Source organism: Mycobacterium sp. (assembly GCF_032159765.1).
In the GTDB taxonomy this organism is placed as follows: Bacteria; Actinomycetota; Actinomycetes; order Mycobacteriales; family Mycobacteriaceae; genus Mycobacterium.
Map to the genome: position 1 here is coordinate 41,777 of NZ_JAVHWM010000026.1, position 18,696 is coordinate 60,472.

Sequence of the window (18,696 nt, forward strand, 5' to 3'; positions counted from 1 at the left end):
AACGAACCAGTCCGAGTCTGATGAGGTGTGTTCCTTGCACCTCAACCCGCCACCTACCGCGAGGGTGGCGGGCCGACTTATTCGTCCCGTCCTGCGGCGTCGAGACGATGCCGCAGCGCACCGAGCCGCTCTCCCTGTTCGATCACTGCGCCACCGAGAAGCGCAAGGAACATCCTCTGACGCCAAGCGCTGTCAAGATCATCGGCAGCCGCCACGAACCCCTTAAGCATCGCGGTCACGTCCAATTCCGGGGGCATGTACACCCCGAAGATGTCCACGCGTCAAAAGTAGGCCCTCCGGCTGCTCGTCGGGGTTCAACCCGCCAGATCGGCCCGTCATCCTGCTTGGGTGGCGGGCCGGCTCTCTATTTTGGCTTGCTCACACCGCGAATTCTCTGGGTGCGATGCTTGCTCTGCGTTTGCCGCCACCACCCCAGGGCTATTGCGGCTGCCACAGCGATGTAGAAGCCGAGAAAGATCACGGTGCCGGTGACGGCCTCCGGGTGCGAATACACGGGCAGACTTGCCACACCGACGCCCTCCTGCCCGCTTGCTTACTCCTTGCGATGACTTGCGGTAGCTCTACTGCCAGAGTGGCGCTCCAGCGCAGCTATGTCGTCACTGCTGACTGCCCATCAATGCCCCCCGCCAGCAGGTGTCGATCCCGTCATCCTCCGGGGGTGGGCGGGCCGACCCCTCTTCCCAGAGAGTTCATACCCGGGCAGCAGGAACCAACGGATGCGGCATGCCACTGCGCGAACAACGCTCGATGTGTACGGCCATATGTGGCCCGACGCGGATGAGTCCACCCGCTCAGCTGTCGGCGCTGTGATTGCCGAGCGGATGGACTCATTGCGGCTTACTGCGGACGGACTGCGGACGAAATAGCAGCCATCAGCGTGCCCGTGCAGGTCAGCGGCGTTAGCTGGCTTACACGTCGAAGTACAGCGCGAACTCGTACGGGTGAGGCCGCACCTGCACGGGCAGGATCTCGTTTTCGCGCTTGTACTCGATCCACTTGTCGATCAGGTCGGGCGTGAAAACACCACCCTCCGTGAGGTATTCGTGGTCTTCCTCGAGCTTGTCGATCACCGATGACAATGACGTCGGCGCCTGCGGAATGTTGGCGGCCTCGTCCGGCGGCAGCTCGTAGAGGTCCTTGTCCACCGGGGCCATCGGCTCGATCTTGTTCTTGATGCCGTCGATGCCGGCCATCAGCATCGCCGCGAACGAGAAGTACGGGTTGCCCGACGAGTCCGGGCAACGGAACTCAAGACGCTTGGCCTTCGGGTTGTTGCCGGTAATCGGGATGCGCACGCACGCCGAACGGTTGCGCTGGCTGTACACCAGGTTGATCGGCGCCTCGAAGCCCGGCACCAGGCGCTTGTAGCTGTTGGTGGTGGGGTTCGTCAACGCCAGCAGCGACGGCGCGTGGTGCAGGATGCCGCCGATGTAATGGCGCGCGAGCTCCGAGAGCCCGCCGTAGCCGGACTCGTCGTGGAACAGCGGCGTGCCGTCCTTCCACAGCGACTGATGCACGTGCATGCCCGACCCGTTGTCACCGAACAGCGGCTTCGGCATGAAGGTGACGGTCTTGCCCGCCTGCCACGCAGTGTTCTTGATGATGTATTTGAACAGCAGCAGGTCATCGGCCGCATGCAGCATGGTGTTGAATTTGTAGTTGATCTCGGCCTGTCCCGCAGTGCCCACCTCGTGATGGCCGCGCTCGAGTGTGAAGCCGGCGTCTTGCAGGTTCGTGGCCATCTGGTCGCGCAGGTCGACGTAGTGGTCGTACGGGGCCACGGGAAAGTAGCCACCCTTGGGGCGCACCTTGTACCCCCGGTTGGGGCTCCCGTCAGCCTCCGTGGCATTGCCGGAGTTCCAGTAGCCGGCCTCCGAGTCGACCTCGTAGAACGTGCCGTTGATGGTGGAGTCATATGAGACCGAGTCGAAAATGTAGAACTCCGCCTCGGCACCGAAGTACGCGGTGTCGGCGATCCCCGTGCTCTTGAGGTAGTTCTCGGCCTTGCGGGCCACGTTGCGCGGATCACGCGAGTACGGCTCGCGGGTGAACGGGTCGTGCACGAAGAAGTTCATGTTGAGCGTCTTGGCTGCGCGGAACGGGTCGATCTGGGCGGTCGAAGGGTCCGGCAGAAGCATCATGTCCGACTCGTCAATCGACTGGAAGCCCCTGATCGACGACCCGTCGAACGCCAGCCCGTCCTCGAACACGCTCTCGTCGAACGCTTTGGCCGGGATCGAGAAGTGCTGGACGATGCCGGGAAGGTCGCAGAAGCGGATGTCGACGTACTCGACATCCTCGTCGTTGATCATCTTGAAGATGTCTTCGGCCGTCGTTTCGTCGCTCACTGTCGGTGGTCTCCTTCGCTTGATCAAACCCGCCGAATGACGCTAGGGAGCCGATGTTGCACCCCAGTCAACCGCATGTTGCGCCGACGTTACGCAATCTCCCGCTACCTATGCTGGGGCGATGACAACGCCGACCGATGCAACCTACCCCGGGGAGCGATTGGGCTTGCCGCCGACCGGCTCTGGTTCGCTCGGGTCATTCCTCCGGCGCATCGGTGCTTTGTTTCTCGACTGGCTGATCGCCTACGGTCTCGTCGCTTGGGCGATGGTGCTGGACCGGACCGGACATGTCGACCACTACCGGGCGTTGGCGCTTGAGGTCGTGTGGCTTGTGCTTGGCGCAATCTCGGTGCGGCTGTTCACTTTCACGCCGGGCCAATACCTTCTCGGGCTGCGCGTGGTGTCCGCCGACGACCGGCGACATGTGGGGATCGGCCGCGCGGTGATCCGCGTCGCTCTCGTCGCGCTCGTCGTGCCGCCGCTGTTCGCCGATTCCGACGGCCGCGGCCTGCAGGACCGCCTCAGCAGCACCGCCGTCGTGGTGCGGTAAGTCAGCGCCTGCGCACCGTGCGCTGCACGCCCTTCATCTTGGCCTGCGTCGGCATCGGTCCCTTCGGCAGACCGGCCGTGCCGGTGCGCGATCCGAGCGCGGACAGCCGCGACTCCAGCGAATCCATCTGCTTGACGGTGATGTTGGCGGGCAGTTTGCGAAGGTGTGCCTCCAGCTTGCCCAACGGCACCTGGCCCTCCTCGGTGCCGACGATCACGTCATAGATAGGCACGTCGCCGACCAGCCGGGCCGTGCGCTTCTTTTCCTGAGCCAGCAGCGGCTTGACGCGAGTGGATGAGCCTTCGCCGATGAAGATGACACCCGGGCGCCCGATCACCCTGTGCACCGCGTCGAAGTGGCCGGTGGCGGCCACCCCCGGTGTCACCCGCCACTTTCCCTGCAAGTTGTCCAGCGCCCAGGCCGCGGCGCCCGTCTGGCCCTCCGCTTTGGTGTAGACCGCCCGCCGGGCGCGCCTGCCGAAGATGCTGAACGCCACGAGCGCGCCGAGGACGACCCCGAGCGGGATCAGCATCAGCCCCGCGAAGCCTCCGCCGAGCACGAACACGCCCACGCCGACCGAAACACCGACGATCAGCACGAACGCGCCGATCATCCACGGCAGGAGCCACTTGTCTTCCTTGCGTTGGAGCTTGAAGACCTGCCACAACTGACTGCGACGCTCTTTCGACGCTGCCTTGCGGGTTGCTTTCGCCTCCGCCTTGGCGGACTTGATCGCGTTGGGATCCCGGGTCTTGGCCATGCGCCAAGGATACGGGTCGGGCTGAGCTATCTGCTCTTCGCGCAAGCGCTCATCGCTAGGCGTGAGCCCCCCGCGAGGCGGCCTGCTGATACAGCCGCCCGGCCCGGTACGACGACCGCACCAGCGGCCCGGCGAGGACACCCGCGAAACCCAGTCCGGTGGCAAAGTCCGACAGCTCCACGAACTCCTCTGGCCGGACCCAGCGGTCGACGGGGTGATGACGCACCGACGGGCGCAGATACTGCGTGATCGTGACGATGTCGCAGCCGGCGTCGGCCAGATCGCGAAGCGCGATGCGCACCTCATCGCTGGTCTCGCCCATTCCGAGGATCAGGTTGCTCTTGGTGACGAGGCCGTCGTCGCGCGCGGCCGTCAGCACGTCGAGGCTGCGTTGGTAGTCGAACGCCGGGCGGATGCTCTTGAAGATGCGCGGAACCGTTTCCACGTTGTGCGCCAACACTTCTGGGCGGGAATCAAAGACCTGCGCCAGCAACTCGGGCTTGCCGTTGAAGTCGGGGACCAGCAGCTCGACACCGGTGTTCGGGTTCAGCGCCTTGATCTGCCGCACGGTCTCGGCGTACAGCCATGCACCGCCGTCGGCCAGGTCGTCACGAGCGACACCGGTGACCGTCGAGTACCGCAGGCCCATCGCCGCGACGCTCTCGGCGACCCGACGCGGTTCGTCGCGGTCGAGTTCGGCGGGGCGGCCGGTGTCGATCTGGCAGAAGTCGCAGCGACGGGTGCACTGCTGGCCGCCGATCAGGAAGGTCGCTTCGCGGTCTTCCCAGCACTCGTAGATGTTCGGGCAGCCGGCTTCCTCGCAGACGGTGTGCAGACCTTCCCGGCGGACCAGGTTCTTGAGGTCGGTGTATTCCGGCCCCATCTTGGCGCGGGTCTTTATCCACGGCGGCTTGCGCTCGATGGGGGTCTGCGCATTGCGCACCTCGAGGCGCAGCAGCTTGCGGCCTTCGCGAGGGGCGGTCATGAGATCGATGCTAGTGCGGGACGGCCGTCGAGGGCCTCGCACACCGCGTCGGCGACTCGCGCCCGCACGTCGTCGACGCTGATCCGGCGGCCCAATTCGGTGCTGAGCGAAGTCACCCCGGCGTCGGGGATCCCGCAGGGCACGATCGAGCCGAACGCGTTCAGATCGCAATCGCAGTTCAGCGCGAACCCGTGCATGGTGGTGGCGCGCTGCACGCGCACGCCGATCGCCGCCACCTTGCGGGCCGGCCGTACCTCGTCGGCGGGCAGCCATACCCCAGAGCGTCCTTCCACGCGCCCAGCCGCGAGGCCAACGCCGGCGCAAACGGCGATCAGCGAATCCTCAAGGCGTCGAACGTAATTCACCACATCGATCGGGTCTGCGAGGCCGATGATCGGATAGCCCACCAGTTGGCCAGGTCCGTGCCAGGTGATCTTGCCGCCTCGGTCGGTGTCGACGACGGGGGTGCCGTCGAGCGGCCGCTCATGGGGCTGTGTGCGCTTTCCCGCTGTGTAGACCGACGGATGCGTGAGTAGCAGGAGGGTGTCGGGGCCGTCGGCGACGCGGGCATCGACCAGTCGCCGCTGCAACTCCCAGGCCTGGCGATACTCGACCATGCCGAGCTGCCGCACGTCGATCGGCGTCGTGTGCTTCCGGACGGGACGCATAACCCGACGGTACTAGTGCGACACCGGCTGCATGGTGGCGTATGACAGCGCCTCGCCGATCGTGTTGTGGTGGAACTGAAATCCGGCGCGTTCCAATGCCGCCGGTATCGCGCGCTGCCCGATGAGCAGCGTCTCCTTGGCGAATTCGCCGAGCAGCCGCTTCAGCGCGAAGCCAGGCAGCAGCCACGGCGTGGGCCGATTGACCGCGCGGCCCAACGCGGCGGTGAACTCGGCATTCGTCACGGGTGCGGGGCCGGTCAGGTTCACCGGACCGGCAAGATTGTGTGAGATCGCATACAGCAGCGCGCGCACCTCGTCTTCGAGGCTGATCCACGGCATGTATTGGCGGCCGTTGCCCAGGCGCGCGCCGAGCGCGAAGGAGAACAGCGGCTTCAGTCGGCCCAGTATTCCTCCCCTGGAGGACAGCACCAGCCCGGTGCGGGCAAGCACCACCCGTGCGCCGGCTTGCTGCGCGGGCAGCGTCGCCGCCTCCCAGTCCGCGCAGAGTTGCGCGAGGAAGCCTGCTCCCTGCCGGGCGGTCTCGTCAGCCACCCGGTCGCCGGTGTTGCCGTAGTAGCCGACGGCGCTCGCGTTGATCAGAACCGGCACGCCGGCATCGGCGACTGCGGTCGCGAGCACTTCGGTCGGGGCGATGCGGCTGTCGCGGAGCATTTGCTGGTAGGCGCCGGACCACCGCTTGTCCCCGATACCGGCGCCGCACAGATTGACCACCGCATCGACACCCTGCAGAGCGCGAGCGTCCAAGTCGCCGGTCACGGGGTTCCAGTGCAGCTCGTCGGGGTTCGAGGGAGGCCGCCGGACGATGCGCATGACCCGGTTGTCGGACGCCCGCAGCGCGCTCACCAGCGCGGAGCCGATGAGTCCGGAGGATCCGGCGATTGCGATCAGTGCGTCGGCCATGCTGGTTAGATACCCAGGTCGGCCTCGAATGCCCCTTCTTCGAGTCGCCGCCTGATCGTGGTCAGGAAGCGGCCGGCGTCGGCGCCGTCGATCAGCCGGTGATCGTAGGTCAGCGGCAGGTAGCAGACCGACCGAATGCCGATCGACTCGTTGCCGAACTCGTCGATGATCACCCGCGGCCGCTTGACGATCGCGCCCGTGCCCAGCATCGCCGCCTGGGGCGGCACCAGGATCGGCGTGTCGAACAGTGCGCCCTGGCTGCCGATGTTCGTGATCGTGAAGGTGCCGCCCGACAGCTCGTCGGGTTTGAGATTGTTGGTGCGCGCCCGGTCCGCGAGATCCTTGATTGCGCGTGCCAGCCCGGCCAGCGACAGGTCACCGGCGTTGTGGATCACCGGCGAAAGCAGGCCCTGCTCGGTGTCGACCGCGATGCCGAGGTGTTCGGCGTCGTAGTACGTGATCTCCTTGGTGTCCTCGTTGTAGCTCGCGTTGACGTTCGGATGCAGCTTCAACGCGTCGATGACGGCGCGCGCGATGAACGGCAAATACGTCAGGTTGACGCCTTCACGCTCGGCGAAGTTGGTCTTGGCACGTGCGCGCAATGCCACGATCTTGGTCATGTCGACCTCGTGGGTTTGCGTGAGTTGTGCTGTGGCCTGCAGGGATTCGCGTGTCTTCTTCGCTGTGAGCTGACGGATCCGGCTGGCTTTGGCGGTGGTGCCGCGCAGGTGCGCCAGTGCCGACGATGCCGCTGCCGGTTGGGCGGCCGGTGCCTTGGCGGGTTCCTTCGGCGCTTGGGTGGGCTGGTCCTTTGGAGCCTTGGCTTTCTCCGCTGCGGCCAGCACGTCCTGCTTGCGGATGCGGCCCCCGACGCCCGTGCCCTTCACGCTGTCGAGATCGACGTTGTTCTCCGAAGCCAGCTTGCGCACCAGCGGGGTGACGTATGGGCTGCCGTCGCCGTCCGTGGACGCCGCAGCCGGCGCCGGCTCTGCTTTCGGCTCAGGTTCGGGCTTCGGTTCCGGCTTGGGTTCTTCCTTCTTGACCGGAATCGGCTCGGGCTCTTTTTCTTCTTTTTCGGGTTCTGGTTCCGGCTCGGGTTCGGGCTCTGGTTCCGGCTTTTTCGTTTCGGCCTCTTTGGCTTCCGCGCCGGCATCGGCATCGGCATCGCCAATCTTCGCGAGCTCGCCGCCGACATCGACCGTGTCGTCCTCTTCGGCGGTGATTGATACCAGCGTCCCTGAGACCGGCGACGGGATTTCGGTGTCGACCTTGTCGGTGGACACCTCCAGCAGCGGTTCGTCCGCCTCGACATGGTCGCCGACCTTCTTCAGCCAGCGGGTGACGGTGCCCTCGGTGACCGACTCCCCGAGCTCGGGCATCTTCACCGACGTGGACTTGCCGCCACCGCTTGCGGCCGGCTTCGCAGCGGGTTTGGGCTCCGGCTCCTCAGGCTTCTCGGGTGCAGCCTTCTCCTCGGGCTCGGCCTCGGCCTCGGGCTCGGGTTCGGGCTCAGGTTCGGGCTCCGGCTCGGGCTTTTCCTCGGCCGCGGGCTTGTCAGCGCTCGACTCGCCGGAGTCGTTAATCACGGCGAGCTCGCCACCGACCTCGACGGTGTCGTCCTCTTGGGCGACGATCTTTTCCAACACGCCTGACGCCGGCGACGGAATCTCGGTGTCCACCTTGTCTGTTGACACCTCGAGCAGTGGCTCGTCGCGATCGACGGTGTCGCCTTCCTGCTTGAGCCAACGGGTCACCGTGCCTTCGGTCACGCTCTCACCGAGTGCGGGCATTTGGACGGAGAAGGCCATCTCTGCTGACTCCTCGAACTCGCCTCGTACGGGTCGACCTCTGGCTTACCACAGCCCAGCGTCGCGGGTGGTACAGCTTGCAGTTAATTCGCTTGCGGTTAGTACACCGACGTGGAATGCACGATTCATCCTTCACCACAGCGCCACCCGCCGATGCCCTCGGGGGTGTTCTGACCCGTGGCACTATCGAAGACAGTGCGATGAGGAGAAGCTTCGGTGGGATTGTTCGACAGATTTCGTGGACGCCGCGGCGGCGGGCCGCAAACCGACTCGGCGGCAGATCACCGCTACCTGAGCGAGTGGGCACATACGCACGCCGGCGTGGAGGCCTATGTCGAGCCCCGGACCAGCGTGACGGAAGTGACCGTCGTCCTGGTTGCCAGCGACGGCGAGTGGACGCGACGCCGGGCCGGCGGGGAGGCCGGCGCCCGCCGGCTGGGGGAGCAGCTCGGTATTCCGATGTACGACGTACAACGGGTCGGCTATCCACAGCGGATGCGTGACTACGACGCCCGCCGCCGTGCGCAAAGACGGGCTGGCTACGATCGCGACACATGACAGCACTGCCGGTGGAGCGCGCGCAGGGATACATCCTCAGCGGTGATGTGAGGATCGCCGTGCACCCGCAGGGCAATCCCGACGGGCCCGCGGTGGTGATGGTGCACGGCTGGCCTGATTCGCACAGATTGTGGGACGGCGTGGTGCCGCTGCTGGCCGATCGCTTTCGTGTCGTCACCTACGACAACCGCGGTGTCGGCGCCTCGTCGTCGCCGAAGGCCTACACCGACTACACGATGGCCCGCCTGGCCGACGATTTCGCTGCGGTGATCGACGCGATCAGCCCGGAGGGGCCGGTGCACGTGATCGCCCACGACTGGGGATCGGTGGCGGTGTGGGAATACCTTTCGCGACCGGAGGCGGGCAGCCGCGTCGCGTCGTTCACGTCGGTGTCGGGTCCCTCACAGGACCTGCTCGTCGGCTGGATATTCGACAGCCTCAAACGCCCGTACCGGTTGAGGCCGTTTTTGACGGCGCTCGACCAGGTGGTGCGGCTGAGCTACATGGCCGCGTTCTCCGTGCCCCTGTTGACGCCCGGTGTCGTCCGCGCGATCGCGAGCCCCGGCCGGATCGGGCGCGTGCTCTCGCTCGCCGACGGCATCCCTGCTGAGCAGATCCACCACTCCGACGACCTCGCCCGCGAAGCCGCTAACACGCTGAAGATCTACCGCGCCAATTACTTTCGCTCCTTCTCGGGCAAGGTTCGCAGAGACGTGCGGATAGACATCCCGGTCCAGGTGATCGTCAACACCAAGGATCGCTTCGTTCGCCCTGGCTTCTTCGATTACCTGCCCCGGTGGGTGTCGCGACTGTGGCGCCGCGACATCGAGGCAGGCCACTGGTCGCCGTTCTCGCACCCGCAGGTGCTGGCGGCCTCCGTCGCCGAGATGGTCGACGTGGTCGAGGGGAGGCCGCCAAGCCGCGCGATGCGGCGCGCTCAGGTCGGCGGGCGCAGAGAGCCGTTCGGCGACACGCTGGTGTCGGTGACGGGTGCGGGCAGCGGTATCGGCAGGGCCACGGCGCAGGAGTTCGCCCGGCTGGGAGCCGAAGTCGTCGTCAGCGACATCGACGAAGACAGCGTTCGGGCCACTGCCGCCGAGATCGCCGCCTCGGGTGGCGTCGCGCACGCGTACACACTCGACGTGTCCGACGCCGACGCCGTCGAGGCGTTCGCCGACGAGGTGTGCGGCGAACACGGAATCCCGGACATCGTTGTCAACAACGCCGGCGTCGGGCAGGCCGGCCGGTTCCTCAACACGCCAGCCGAACAGTGGGATCGAGTGCTCGACATCAATCTCGGTGGTGTCGTGAACTGCTGCCGGGCCTTTGGGGCCCGGCTCGTTGCGCGTGGCACCGGCGGGCACATCGTCAACGTCGCGTCCGCGGCCGCGTTCGCGCCGCTTCAGTCGCTCAATGCCTACTGCACCAGCAAAGCGGCGGTGTACATGTTCTCCGACTGTCTGCGGGCCGAGTTATCTTCTGCCGGAGTAGGTTTGACGACTATCTGCCCGGGGCCGGTGCACACGAACATCGTGAACACGGCCCGGTTCGACGCCCCGCCGGGGCAGGCCGCGCGCGCCGGTGGTCGCCGCAAGCAATGGGACAAAGTCTTCGCCGCCCGGCGATACGGCCCGGAGAAGGCGGCGAAGGCGATCGTCTCGGCGGTGCGCAAGAACAAGGCGATGCGTCCGGTGACGCCTGAGGCCTACCTGCTATACGGCGCCTCGCGGCTGGCGCCGCAAGCGCTGCGCAGCACCGCCCGTGGACAGGTGATCTAGCGCCCGTCAACCGTTCTCGGCGATATCTTCCAGCACTGCGATCATCGTGCGGGTCGGCACACCCGTTCCGCCCTTGCCCGTGTAGCCCCATGGGCCGCCGGTGTTGTACGCAGGCCCCGCGACGTCGATGTGGGCCCACTGCACGCCTTCGGCCACGAACTCCTGCAGAAACGTTCCGGCGACCAGCATTCCGGCGAAGCGCGAACCACTGACGTTGGCGAGGTCGGCGACCGTCGACTTCAGGTCGTCCTTGAGCTCCTCGGGCAACGGCATCGGCCAGGCATTCTCGCCCGTGTGCTGGCTGATGCCGGCCACCCGGTCGCGGAACTCGTCGCTGCCCATCACCCCCGGCGTGCGGGCGCCGAGCGCGACCGTCTGCGCGCCGGTGAGCGTGGATGTCTCGATGAGATAGTCCGGATCGTCCTCGCACGCACGGGCGATCGCGTCGGCAAGGATGAGCCTGCCCTCGGCGTCGGTGTTGAGCACCTCGACAGTCGTGCCGCCGTACTGGGTCAGCACGTCGCCGGGCCGCTGGGCGGTGGACGACGGCATGTTCTCGGCCATCGGCACCGTCGCGATGACATCGAGCGGCAGCTTGAGCTGCGCGGCCAGCACCGTGGTCGCGATCACCGCCGCTGCGCCGCCCATGTCGGACGTCATGTAGTGCATGTTCTGCGCGGGCTTGATCGAGATGCCGCCGGTGTCGAATGTGATGCCCTTCCCGATGAGCGCGACGGTCTTGGCGCCCTTACGTTTTGGGGCGCCACGGTAGGTGAGTCGGACAAGCCGCGGGGGCCGCGAGGACCCCTTGCCCACACCCATCACCCCGCCGTATCCCTTCTTGGCCAGTGCCTTCTCGTCGAGAATCTCGACCTCGAGTCCGGCCGCCTCAGCCAAAGCTTGTGCGCGAGAGGCGAATTCTGCGGGAAAGAGGTGGCTGGGCGGGGTGTTGATCAAGTTGCGGGCGGTGGCGACAGCGGCTGCGACCGCACTGGCGCGCGCTGCCGCGGCCTTCGTCGGTGCCTTGGTGTCGGGGGCGAGCACCGTGATGTCGCTGAGGCGCACCTCCTCCTTCGGGGCGGTCTTCGCGCTGCGGAACTCCTTGAACCTGTAGGCGCCGAGGATCAAGCCCTCCACCGCGGCGGCGAGGTCCAACGCAGACAGCGTGGTGATCACGGCCTCGACTTTGTCCAGCGAACGGGCTGCGACGCCGGCGGCGCGACGGATCTTCTCTGGCGCCCACTGATCGCGCTCGGGGCCCAGCCCGACGGTCAGCACGCTGCCAACCGGCAGCGAGGACACAACGAATCGATGCAGCTGCTCGGCTGCTCCGGTTGCGCCGAGGGCGCCAAGCGTGCTCTCGATCGCCGCGACGTCATCGCTGTCGAGGTATCGGTCCGCGGCCACCACCGTTGCGCGGTCATCGGCGCTGGCGACCGGGACGATCAACACCGCGTCGGAGGCTCCGCGCCGGGGCAACGACGAGCTGACGGTCACGGAGGGGGGCTGGTAGCCGACTGCGGTGGCGTTCACAACCGCCCAGCCTATTAGGGTTGCGGCGGTGACCGACATCCAGCACGGGCCCCTTGAAGAGCGCCATCGCGAGCTGGGCGCGTCCTTCGCTGAGTTCGGCGGCTGGCTGATGCCCGTCTCGTATGCCGGTACGGTCGCCGAGCACATCGCGACGCGCACGACCGTCGGCCTTTTCGACGTCAGCCACCTCGGCAAAGCGTCGGTCCGCGGGCCGCATGCCGCGGAGTTCGTCAATTCGGCGCTCACCAACGACCTTCGCCGGATCGCGCCGGGTAAAGCGCAATACACACTGTGCTGCAATGAATCCGGGGGAGTGGTCGACGATCTGATCGTCTACTACGTCTCCGACGAGGAGCTCTTTCTGGTGCCTAACGCCGCAAACACCGCTGCGGTGGTGGCTGCACTGAAAGATGCTGCACCACAAGATATTTCAGTTTCCGATCTCCACCGCTCGTTCGCGGTACTCGCCGTGCAAGGGCCTCGTTCAACCGAGGTGCTCACGCGGCTGAGCCTGCCCACCGGCATGGACTACATGGGATATGCGGACGCGACTTTCGACGGCGTGCCGGTGCGGGTCTGCCGGTCCGGATATACCGGTGAGCACGGGTATGAGCTGCTGCCGCCATGGGATAGCGCCGCGGTGGTATTCGATCCGCTGGCCGAAGCGGTCCGCGACCTGGGCGGTGAGCTCGCGGGCCTCGGTGCGCGCGACACGTTGCGCACCGAGATGGGATATCCGCTGCACGGCAACGATCTTTCGCTTGACATTTCACCGCTGCAGGCGCGCTGCGGCTGGGCGATTGGCTGGCGCAAAGACGCGTTCTGGGGCCGCGACGCGTTGCTGGCCGAGCGTGAGTCTGGGCCGCGGCGGCTGTTGCGCGGGCTGAAAGCTACCGGACGCGGCGTGCTGCGCCCAGGTCTGGAGGTGCTCAGCGGCGCCACCGCGGTTGGCCGCACTACGTCGGGAACCTATTCTCCCACACTGAAACTCGGGATCGGCCTGGCGTTGATCGACACGGCCACCGGCGTGGAAACCGGCGAGCGTGTGGACGTCGACGTCCGTGGCCGCAAACTGGAGTGCGAGGTCGTCGACCTGCCCTTTGTCGAGGCAAAAACTCGCTAGCGCTGCGTCGTACAATCGCTCGCATGGAAAGCGGTCCTCTCGAGTTCACCGTCCAGCGCAATCCGCGCCCGGCGAGCGATGAGCAGCGTGCCGCACTCGTAACGAACCCGCCGTTCGGGCAGCACCACACCGACCACATGGTCTGCATCGACTACACCGACGGTCAAGGCTGGCACGACGCCAGGGTGGTTCCCTACGGTCCGGTCGAGCTGGACCCGTCGGCGATCGTGCTGCACTATGCGCAGGAGATCTTCGAAGGGCTGAAGGCCTACCGCTGGGCTGACGACTCGATCGTGTCGTTCCGCCCGGATGCCAACGCCGCGCGGCTGCGGTCGTCAGCCCGGCGGCTGGCAATCCCCGAGCTGCCCGACGAGGTGTTCATCGAGTCGCTGCGCCAACTGATCGCGGTCGACGGGCAGTGGGTGCCTGCGGCCGGTGGCGAGGATGCGCTGTATCTGCGGCCGTTCGTCATCGCCACCGAGCCCGGCCTCGGGGTACGGCCGTCCAAGGAGTACCGCTACTTCGTGATCGCGTCCCCGGCCGGCGCGTACTTCCCGCGCGGCATCAAGCCCGTAAGCGTCTGGCTGTCCACCGAATACGTGCGGGCGGCCCCCGGTGGCACCGGCGCGGCCAAGTTCGGCGGGAACTACGCCGCCTCGCTGCTCGCGCAGGCCGAGGCGGCCGCGCACGACTGTGACCAGGTGGTCTGGCTCGACGCCCTGGAACGCCGCTTCGTCGAAGAGATGGGCGGCATGAACTTGTTCTTCGTGTTCGGCAGCGGCGGGACGGCCCGGCTGGTCACCCCCGAGCTGACCGGCACGCTGTTGCCCGGGATCACCCGCGATTCGCTTCTGCAGCTGGCCACCGACGCCGGGTTCGCGGTCGAGGAGCGCAAGATCGACGTCGACGAGTGGCAGAAGAAGGCGGCCGCGGGGGAGATTACCGAGGTCTTCGCGTGCGGGACCGCCGCAGTGATCACGCCCGTGTCGCTGGTCAGATTCGCCGACGGCGAATTCACCATCGCCGACGGCGAACCGGGTGAGGTCACGATGGCGCTGCGCGACACGCTGACAGGTATTCAGCGCGGCACGTTCGTCGACACCCACGGCTGGATGACGCGCCTTGGCTAGCGAATAACCAAACCCACGGCCGTCAGCGCCGTCGTGGTTTCGATCGCGGCGCCGAGCACGTCGCCGGTGATGCCGCCGAACCGGCGCACGCAATGGGCCACGAGCACGGCGGACGCCGCGAGCGCGACCAGCACGGCCGCTGGGCCCTGCCAGAGCCGTGGCGCGACGGGCACCGACGCGGCGGCTGCCGCCAAAGTCCATGCCGCGCAGACAATTACCGGTTGAGTACCGGCCACCTGGCTACCCAGTACGCTGCCCTCGGCGGCGGGCACTGCGCGGCGGCATGCCCAGACCGCCGCGACCCGGCCCGTCACCACCGCGACCACGACAGCCGCGAAGCCCGCCGGCCCGGAGGGCAGCCGCGCGAACGCCAGCGCCTGCAGCGCGAGCACCACCACCACCGCCGCCACGCCGAACGGGCCCGTCGACCCGTCACGCATCACCACCAGAGCCCGGTCCGCGGGTCCGTAACAGCCCAGCGCATCCGCGGTATCGGCAAGCCCGTCGACGTGCAGGCCGCGCGTGGCCGCCAGCAGCGCCGCGACCGCCAGCACCCCGGCGAGCGCGCTGTGCGGCCCGAACGCCCACGACCCAGCCCACAACACTGCGGCGGCGATCGCCCCGACCGCGAGCCCGACGACCGGCAGCGCGGCCATCGTCCCGCGTCCGATCTTCCCCCCGTTCGCCGGGATCACGGTGGCGAACGCGAAAGCGTTTGCAACAGATCCGATCACGTCAGGACCGATCGGTGACGGCAGCCTCGCCGAAGGTCGCCATCGATGCGAGCGTGGCCACCGCGGCGCGGACGACCGGCAACGCCGTGAGCGCGCCCGTGCCCTCGCCCAGCCGCATCTTCAGATCGAGGATGGGCACCAGGTGCAGGTGCGCAAGCGCGGTTGAGTGAGCCGGTTCGGTCGACCGGTGACCCGCCTGCCACCACTGCCTTGCGCCAGGCGCGAGCAGATCTGCGGCCAGCGCCGCCGCCGTCACGACCACGCCATCGAGCAGAACTGGTGTGCGCCGGACGGCCGCCTGCGCGAAAAAGCCGGCCATGGCCGCCAGGTCGGCACCACCGCATGCGGCGAGCAGGCCGATCGGGTCGCCCGCGTGTTCGCGCGCCCGGTACATGGCGTTGCGCACGGCACTGGTCTTGCGCATCCAGCCTTGGTCGTCGATCCCTGTGCCTCGGCCGACGATGGCGACCGGCTCGCTCGCCGTGATCGCCGCCACCAAAGTTGTTGCCGCTGTAGTATTTCCGATGCCCATGTCGCCTGCGATCAGCAGGTCCGCGCCTGCGTCGACCTCTTCGTCGGCGATCTGCCTGCCTGCCTGTACCGCGGCACGCGCTTCATCGGTGGTGAGCGGGTTCTCCACGGCAAGATTGCGGCTGCCCCGACGCACCTTGTGCGCACCGATGGCCGGCGTCAGCGGCTTGTCGCAGTCGACCGCGATGTCAACGACCCGCACCCCCGCCCCCGCCAGTCCGGCAAGCACATTGACCGCGGCGCCCCCGGCCTCGATGTTCGCCACCATCTGCGCGGTGACCTCGGCGGGGTACGCCGAGACCCCGGCCGCCGTCACACCATGGTCACCCGCGAACACCACCACACGAGCGCGCTCGAATTGCCGTGGTGGGCACATGCCCTGGCATGCCGACACCCATATCGAAAGGTCTTCCAGCCGGCCGAGCGAGCCGGGCGGCTTGGTGAGCGACTTCTGCCGTGCGCGAGCCGCATCCGCAGCATCCTGGTCGGGAGCCGTGACGGGATCGAACTCACTGATCGTCATCGGTCTCCTTGACCATGACGGGCTGGCCCGCCACGACAAGCACCACGCGTTCGCAGACACCGGCCAGGCGCTGGTTGAGTGCACCGAGTTCGTCGGTGAATCGCCGCCCGGACGCGGTGGCCGGCACCACAGCCAGACCCACCTCAGGGCTGACCATCACCAGCGGCGCACCGAAATCGCTTATTGCAGAAAGCAATTCGTCAGTATCAGCGCACACCGATCCGGTCACCCACGCGTCGCGGCGGTCGAGCATGGCGGTAAGCCAACCGCCCACGTCGTCCACGAGGGTCGCGGTCGTCGCGTCCTTGCGCAATACCGTTGCGACGTCAGCGGTTTCGACGGTCAGCCAGCCAGCGGGGCGACGCTGCCGATGCGCCGCGACCCGCGCCGGCCACGAGCCGTCCGTATCGTCGCTGGGTCCGGTGGCCACATAGCGCACCGGATCGCCAGCGTGAACCGAGTCGGTGACCAGGCGTTCGGCCCATTGCGACTTGCCCGACCGGATCCCGCCGAGCACCAACGTCCGCACGGCCTCAGCCGACGTCGTCGCCGCGCTTGACCTGCGGCCGCGGTGCACGCATGCGGCGCAGCTGCGTCGCCCGGCTAGCTGCGTAAAACCCTAGTTTGAAACCGGTTTCGGTGTTCTGGGGGAACTTCACGTCTACCGCTTTGTTGATCCTGCGGCCCAGGAAGATGGCATCGATGATCATGATCACCACCAGAGCCATCATGGCCACCGAGGAGCTCGCGGCGATCTGCGGCCAACCCTGCGCTGCGTAAGAGAGGACGACGAGCAGGAGCGCCAGCGGCATGAACAGGCCGAGGAGATTTCCCCGGGAGTCCACCAGGTCGCGCACGTACCGGCGCACCGGGCCCTTGTCGCGGGGCATCAGGTAGGCCTCGTCGCCCGCCATCATCCTCTGCCGACGGTCCGCGATGCGCTGCCGCTGCGCGTCCTTGCTCTCTTTGCGCTCAGCCTTGGTCAGTTTGCGTCCGGCGACCTCTTTGCGCCGCCGCCGCGCCTCGGCGTTGGTCATCGGCGCCGGTGAGACAGGAGCCCGGCGTCTGGCCGCGTCACGCTTGGGGGTCGGCCGTCCCTTGGGCGCTGTGGTCTTCACGGGCGCGGCAGCCTCGTCGTCGGGTTCCGCGGCGTCCGGATCGGGCGCATCGCTGGGTGTTGCGTCCCTCTTGCGGCCAAGCAAACTCACGTCGCCAGGGTACTTCGGCTTAAATTGCGGTCATTATGCGCGTACTCATCGCTCCTGATTCTTACGGCGACTCCCTGTCTGCGGTGGCCGCAGCCGAAGCGATCGCCACCGGGTGGGGCATGGGCCGTCCGGGCGACGCGCTGACGCTGGCGCCGCAGTCCGACGGCGGCCCCGGCTTCGTCGACGTGCTCGCCAGCAGGCTCGGTGAGGTCCGAACGGCGATTGTCGACGGGCCGTTGGACACCGCGGTCTCCGCGAGCTGGGTGTTCGATCCCAGTTCTGACAAGCCGACCGCGTACATCGAGTCTGCGCAGGCTTGCGGCCTCGCGGTGCTGGGTGGGCCACCGACCGTGCAGACCGCGCTCGCGGCGCGCACCGGCGGAGTCGGTCAGCTGATCGGCGCGGCCCTGGACGCCGGCGCGACGCGCGTGGTCGTGGGCCTCGGCGGCAGCGCGACCACCGACGGCGGACGCGGCATGGTCGAGGCGCTCGGCGGCCTCTCGGCTGCCCGCCGCCGACTTGACGGCGTCGAGTTGATCGCGGCCACCGACGTCGAACATCCGGTACTGGGCCCGATGGGTGCTGCCCGGGTGTTCGGACCGCAGAAGGGAGCCGACGAGGACACCGTCGCCGTCCTGGAGAAGCGTCTCGCAGAGTGGGCCGACGAGCTGGACAGCGTTGCGGGTGACCCTGTCCGCGACGTTCCTGGTGCGGGCGCGGCAGGTGGGCTGGGCGCTGCGCTGCTCGCGCTCGGCGGTGGTCGTGAGTCCGGCGCCGCAATCATTGCCTCTCACACCCGCCTCGCCGACGACCTGGCGGTGGCCGACATGGTGATCACCGGGGAGGGCCGGTTCGACGACCAGTCACTGCACGGCAAGGTGATCAGCGCGTTGGCGTCGGGGGCTGCCCGGCGGGGAACCCCGGTGCTGGTACTGGCGGGACAGGTCGCCCTCGACGACGCGACACTGCGGGCGGCCGGCATCACCGAGGCGTTCGCGCTGGCCGATTATGCCGGGTCGGTCCAGCGGGCCATTGATGACGCTGCCAATCAGCTGGTCGGCCTGGCGCGTCGTGCGGCCCTTCGCGTACAGGAATAGGGCGCCGACAAGGTACCGTTGGATACTGAACGCGAGAAATTCCTCTAGGAGACGTAATGACTGTTCAGGACGAGTCGGCCACCGCTACCGCCACCCACGGCGTGCTCTTGACCGACGCTGCGGCCGCAAAGGCCAAGGCGCTGCTCGACCAGGAAGGTCGCGACGACCTGTTCTTGCGCATCGAGGTCGAGCCGGGCGGCTGCGCCGGCCTGAAGTACAAGCTCTACTTCGACGACCGTTCGATGGACGGCGACCTGACCGGCGAATTCGGCGGGGTGGCGCTGACCGTGGACCGGATGAGCGCCCCCTACATGCAGGGCGCCGTCATCGACTTCGCCGACACCATCGAAAAGCAGGGCTTCACGATCGACAACCCGAACGCGTCTGGTTCGTGCGCGTGCGGCGACTCGTTCAATTGAC

At 67.4% G+C, this 18,696-nt stretch carries 20 protein-coding genes; 7 read left to right on the top strand and 13 right to left on the bottom strand.

Annotation, left to right across the window (positions count from 1 at the left end):
* Positions 1–77: 77 nt before the first annotated feature.
* The 3 genes from QOH60_RS03125 to glnA form a co-directional block, all read right to left on the bottom strand.
* Positions 78–278: a hypothetical protein gene (locus QOH60_RS03125; RefSeq protein ID WP_526416980.1), complete on the bottom strand. Its 201-nt coding sequence runs from the start codon at positions 276–278 to the stop codon at positions 78–80.
* Between the two features lie 86 nt (positions 279–364).
* Positions 365–529 carry a hypothetical protein gene (locus QOH60_RS03130; RefSeq protein ID WP_526416982.1) on the bottom strand — a complete coding sequence of 55 codons (165 nt, stop codon included), beginning with the start codon at positions 527–529 and terminating at the stop codon, positions 365–367.
* A 400-nt stretch (positions 530–929) separates the two neighbouring features.
* A complete protein-coding gene (gene glnA, locus QOH60_RS03135; RefSeq protein WP_526416984.1) occupies positions 930–2,369 on the bottom strand; it encodes a type I glutamate--ammonia ligase in 1,440 nt (479 codons plus the stop codon).
* Between the two features lie 121 nt (positions 2,370–2,490).
* Between glnA and QOH60_RS03140 the strand changes: the two genes are divergently transcribed.
* Positions 2,491–2,919, top strand: coding sequence for an RDD family protein (locus tag QOH60_RS03140; RefSeq protein WP_526416986.1), 429 nt, complete (start codon positions 2,491–2,493; stop codon positions 2,917–2,919).
* Between the two features lies 1 nt (position 2,920).
* Here QOH60_RS03140 and QOH60_RS03145 read toward each other — a convergent pair whose 3' ends face one another.
* The 5 genes from QOH60_RS03145 to sucB are packed head-to-tail and all read right to left on the bottom strand — an operon-like array spanning position 2,921 to position 8,061.
* The gene (locus tag QOH60_RS03145; protein ID WP_526416988.1) at positions 2,921–3,679 is read right to left on the bottom strand and encodes a DUF4191 family protein; all 759 of its coding nucleotides are present in this window, start codon (positions 3,677–3,679) and stop codon (positions 2,921–2,923) included.
* 55 nt (positions 3,680–3,734) lie between these two features.
* The gene (gene lipA, locus QOH60_RS03150) at positions 3,735–4,664 is read right to left on the bottom strand and encodes a lipoyl synthase (RefSeq protein WP_526416990.1); all 930 of its coding nucleotides are present in this window, start codon (positions 4,662–4,664) and stop codon (positions 3,735–3,737) included.
* Positions 4,661–5,332, bottom strand: coding sequence for a lipoyl(octanoyl) transferase LipB (lipB, locus tag QOH60_RS03155; protein WP_526416992.1), 672 nt, complete (start codon positions 5,330–5,332; stop codon positions 4,661–4,663). Before lipB ends, lipA begins: the two co-directional genes overlap by 4 nt.
* Before the next feature lie 12 nt (positions 5,333–5,344).
* Positions 5,345–6,253 carry a TIGR01777 family oxidoreductase gene (locus tag QOH60_RS03160; protein WP_526416994.1) on the bottom strand — a complete coding sequence of 303 codons (909 nt, stop codon included), beginning with the start codon at positions 6,251–6,253 and terminating at the stop codon, positions 5,345–5,347.
* A 5-nt stretch (positions 6,254–6,258) separates the two neighbouring features.
* Entirely contained in the window at positions 6,259–8,061 is a 1,803-nt protein-coding gene (sucB, locus tag QOH60_RS03165; RefSeq protein WP_526416996.1) for a 2-oxoglutarate dehydrogenase, E2 component, dihydrolipoamide succinyltransferase, read from the bottom strand.
* 216 nt (positions 8,062–8,277) lie between these two features.
* Between sucB and QOH60_RS03170 the strand changes: the two genes are divergently transcribed.
* Together QOH60_RS03170 and QOH60_RS03175 are read left to right on the top strand one after the other, a co-directional pair.
* Positions 8,278–8,619, top strand: coding sequence for an oxidoreductase (locus tag QOH60_RS03170; RefSeq protein WP_526416998.1), 342 nt, complete (start codon positions 8,278–8,280; stop codon positions 8,617–8,619).
* On the top strand, positions 8,616–10,397 hold the full coding sequence (locus QOH60_RS03175; protein ID WP_526417000.1) for an SDR family oxidoreductase: 1,782 nt from the start codon (positions 8,616–8,618) through the stop codon (positions 10,395–10,397). Before QOH60_RS03170 ends, QOH60_RS03175 begins: the two co-directional genes overlap by 4 nt.
* A 6-nt stretch (positions 10,398–10,403) precedes the next feature.
* Here the strand turns inward: QOH60_RS03175 and QOH60_RS03180 are convergent, their stop codons facing one another.
* Positions 10,404–11,930: a leucyl aminopeptidase gene (locus tag QOH60_RS03180; RefSeq protein WP_526417002.1), complete on the bottom strand. Its 1,527-nt coding sequence runs from the start codon at positions 11,928–11,930 to the stop codon at positions 10,404–10,406.
* A gap of 28 nt (positions 11,931–11,958) precedes the next feature.
* Here QOH60_RS03180 and gcvT point away from each other — a divergent pair, with 28 nt between their 5' ends.
* Positions 11,959–13,053 carry a glycine cleavage system aminomethyltransferase GcvT gene (gcvT, locus tag QOH60_RS03185; protein WP_526417004.1) on the top strand — a complete coding sequence of 365 codons (1,095 nt, stop codon included), beginning with the start codon at positions 11,959–11,961 and terminating at the stop codon, positions 13,051–13,053.
* A gap of 23 nt (positions 13,054–13,076) precedes the next feature.
* Positions 13,077–14,183 carry a branched-chain amino acid aminotransferase gene (locus QOH60_RS03190; RefSeq protein ID WP_526417006.1) on the top strand — a complete coding sequence of 369 codons (1,107 nt, stop codon included), beginning with the start codon at positions 13,077–13,079 and terminating at the stop codon, positions 14,181–14,183.
* Here QOH60_RS03190 and QOH60_RS03195 read toward each other — a convergent pair.
* From QOH60_RS03195 to QOH60_RS03210, 4 genes are read right to left on the bottom strand one after another with little or no spacing between them, the layout of a single operon-like run.
* Entirely contained in the window at positions 14,180–14,917 is a 738-nt protein-coding gene (locus QOH60_RS03195) for an adenosylcobinamide-GDP ribazoletransferase (protein ID WP_526417008.1), read from the bottom strand. The two genes, QOH60_RS03190 and QOH60_RS03195, sit on opposite strands and share 4 nt — an antisense overlap.
* A 1-nt stretch (position 14,918) precedes the next feature.
* Positions 14,919–15,971, bottom strand: a complete 1,053-nt coding sequence (gene cobT / locus QOH60_RS03200; RefSeq protein ID WP_526417010.1) for a nicotinate-nucleotide--dimethylbenzimidazole phosphoribosyltransferase — start codon at positions 15,969–15,971, stop codon at positions 14,919–14,921.
* Positions 15,958–16,500 (bottom strand): bifunctional adenosylcobinamide kinase/adenosylcobinamide-phosphate guanylyltransferase, encoded by a 543-nt coding sequence (locus QOH60_RS03205; RefSeq protein ID WP_526417012.1) that lies wholly within the window; start codon positions 16,498–16,500, stop codon positions 15,958–15,960. Before QOH60_RS03205 ends, cobT begins: the two co-directional genes overlap by 14 nt.
* A gap of 4 nt (positions 16,501–16,504) precedes the next feature.
* The gene (locus QOH60_RS03210) at positions 16,505–17,179 is read right to left on the bottom strand and encodes a DUF3043 domain-containing protein (protein ID WP_526417014.1); all 675 of its coding nucleotides are present in this window, start codon (positions 17,177–17,179) and stop codon (positions 16,505–16,507) included.
* A gap of 35 nt (positions 17,180–17,214) precedes the next feature.
* Here QOH60_RS03210 and QOH60_RS03215 point away from each other — a divergent pair, with 35 nt between their 5' ends.
* Positions 17,215–18,276: a glycerate kinase gene (locus tag QOH60_RS03215; RefSeq protein ID WP_526417016.1), complete on the top strand. Its 1,062-nt coding sequence runs from the start codon at positions 17,215–17,217 to the stop codon at positions 18,274–18,276.
* A gap of 56 nt (positions 18,277–18,332) precedes the next feature.
* Positions 18,333–18,695 (top strand): HesB/IscA family protein, encoded by a 363-nt coding sequence (locus QOH60_RS03220; protein ID WP_526417018.1) that lies wholly within the window; start codon positions 18,333–18,335, stop codon positions 18,693–18,695.
* Position 18,696: the final 1 nt, after the last annotated feature.

What these genes read in the sequence shown, in the direction of transcription:
- QOH60_RS03140 (WP_526416986.1), top strand. Translation starts at nt 2,491, where the DNA reads ATGACAACGCCGACCGATGCAACCTACCCCGGGGAGCGATTGGGCTTG.
- QOH60_RS03145 (WP_526416988.1), bottom strand. Translation starts at nt 3,679, where the DNA reads ATGGCCAAGACCCGGGATCCCAACGCGATCAAGTCCGCCAAGGCGGAG.
- lipA (WP_526416990.1), bottom strand. Translation starts at nt 4,664, where the DNA reads ATGACCGCCCCTCGCGAAGGCCGCAAGCTGCTGCGCCTCGAGGTGCGC.
- lipB (WP_526416992.1), bottom strand. Translation starts at nt 5,332, where the DNA reads ATGCGTCCCGTCCGGAAGCACACGACGCCGATCGACGTGCGGCAGCTC.
- QOH60_RS03160 (WP_526416994.1), bottom strand. Translation starts at nt 6,253, where the DNA reads ATGGCCGACGCACTGATCGCAATCGCCGGATCCTCCGGACTCATCGGC.
- sucB (WP_526416996.1), bottom strand. Translation starts at nt 8,061, where the DNA reads ATGGCCTTCTCCGTCCAAATGCCCGCACTCGGTGAGAGCGTGACCGAA.
- QOH60_RS03175 (WP_526417000.1), top strand. Translation starts at nt 8,616, where the DNA reads ATGACAGCACTGCCGGTGGAGCGCGCGCAGGGATACATCCTCAGCGGT.
- QOH60_RS03190 (WP_526417006.1), top strand. Translation starts at nt 13,077, where the DNA reads ATGGAAAGCGGTCCTCTCGAGTTCACCGTCCAGCGCAATCCGCGCCCG.
- cobT (WP_526417010.1), bottom strand. Translation starts at nt 15,971, where the DNA reads ATGACGATCAGTGAGTTCGATCCCGTCACGGCTCCCGACCAGGATGCT.
- QOH60_RS03215 (WP_526417016.1), top strand. Translation starts at nt 17,215, where the DNA reads ATGCGCGTACTCATCGCTCCTGATTCTTACGGCGACTCCCTGTCTGCG.
- QOH60_RS03220 (WP_526417018.1), top strand. Translation starts at nt 18,333, where the DNA reads ATGACTGTTCAGGACGAGTCGGCCACCGCTACCGCCACCCACGGCGTG.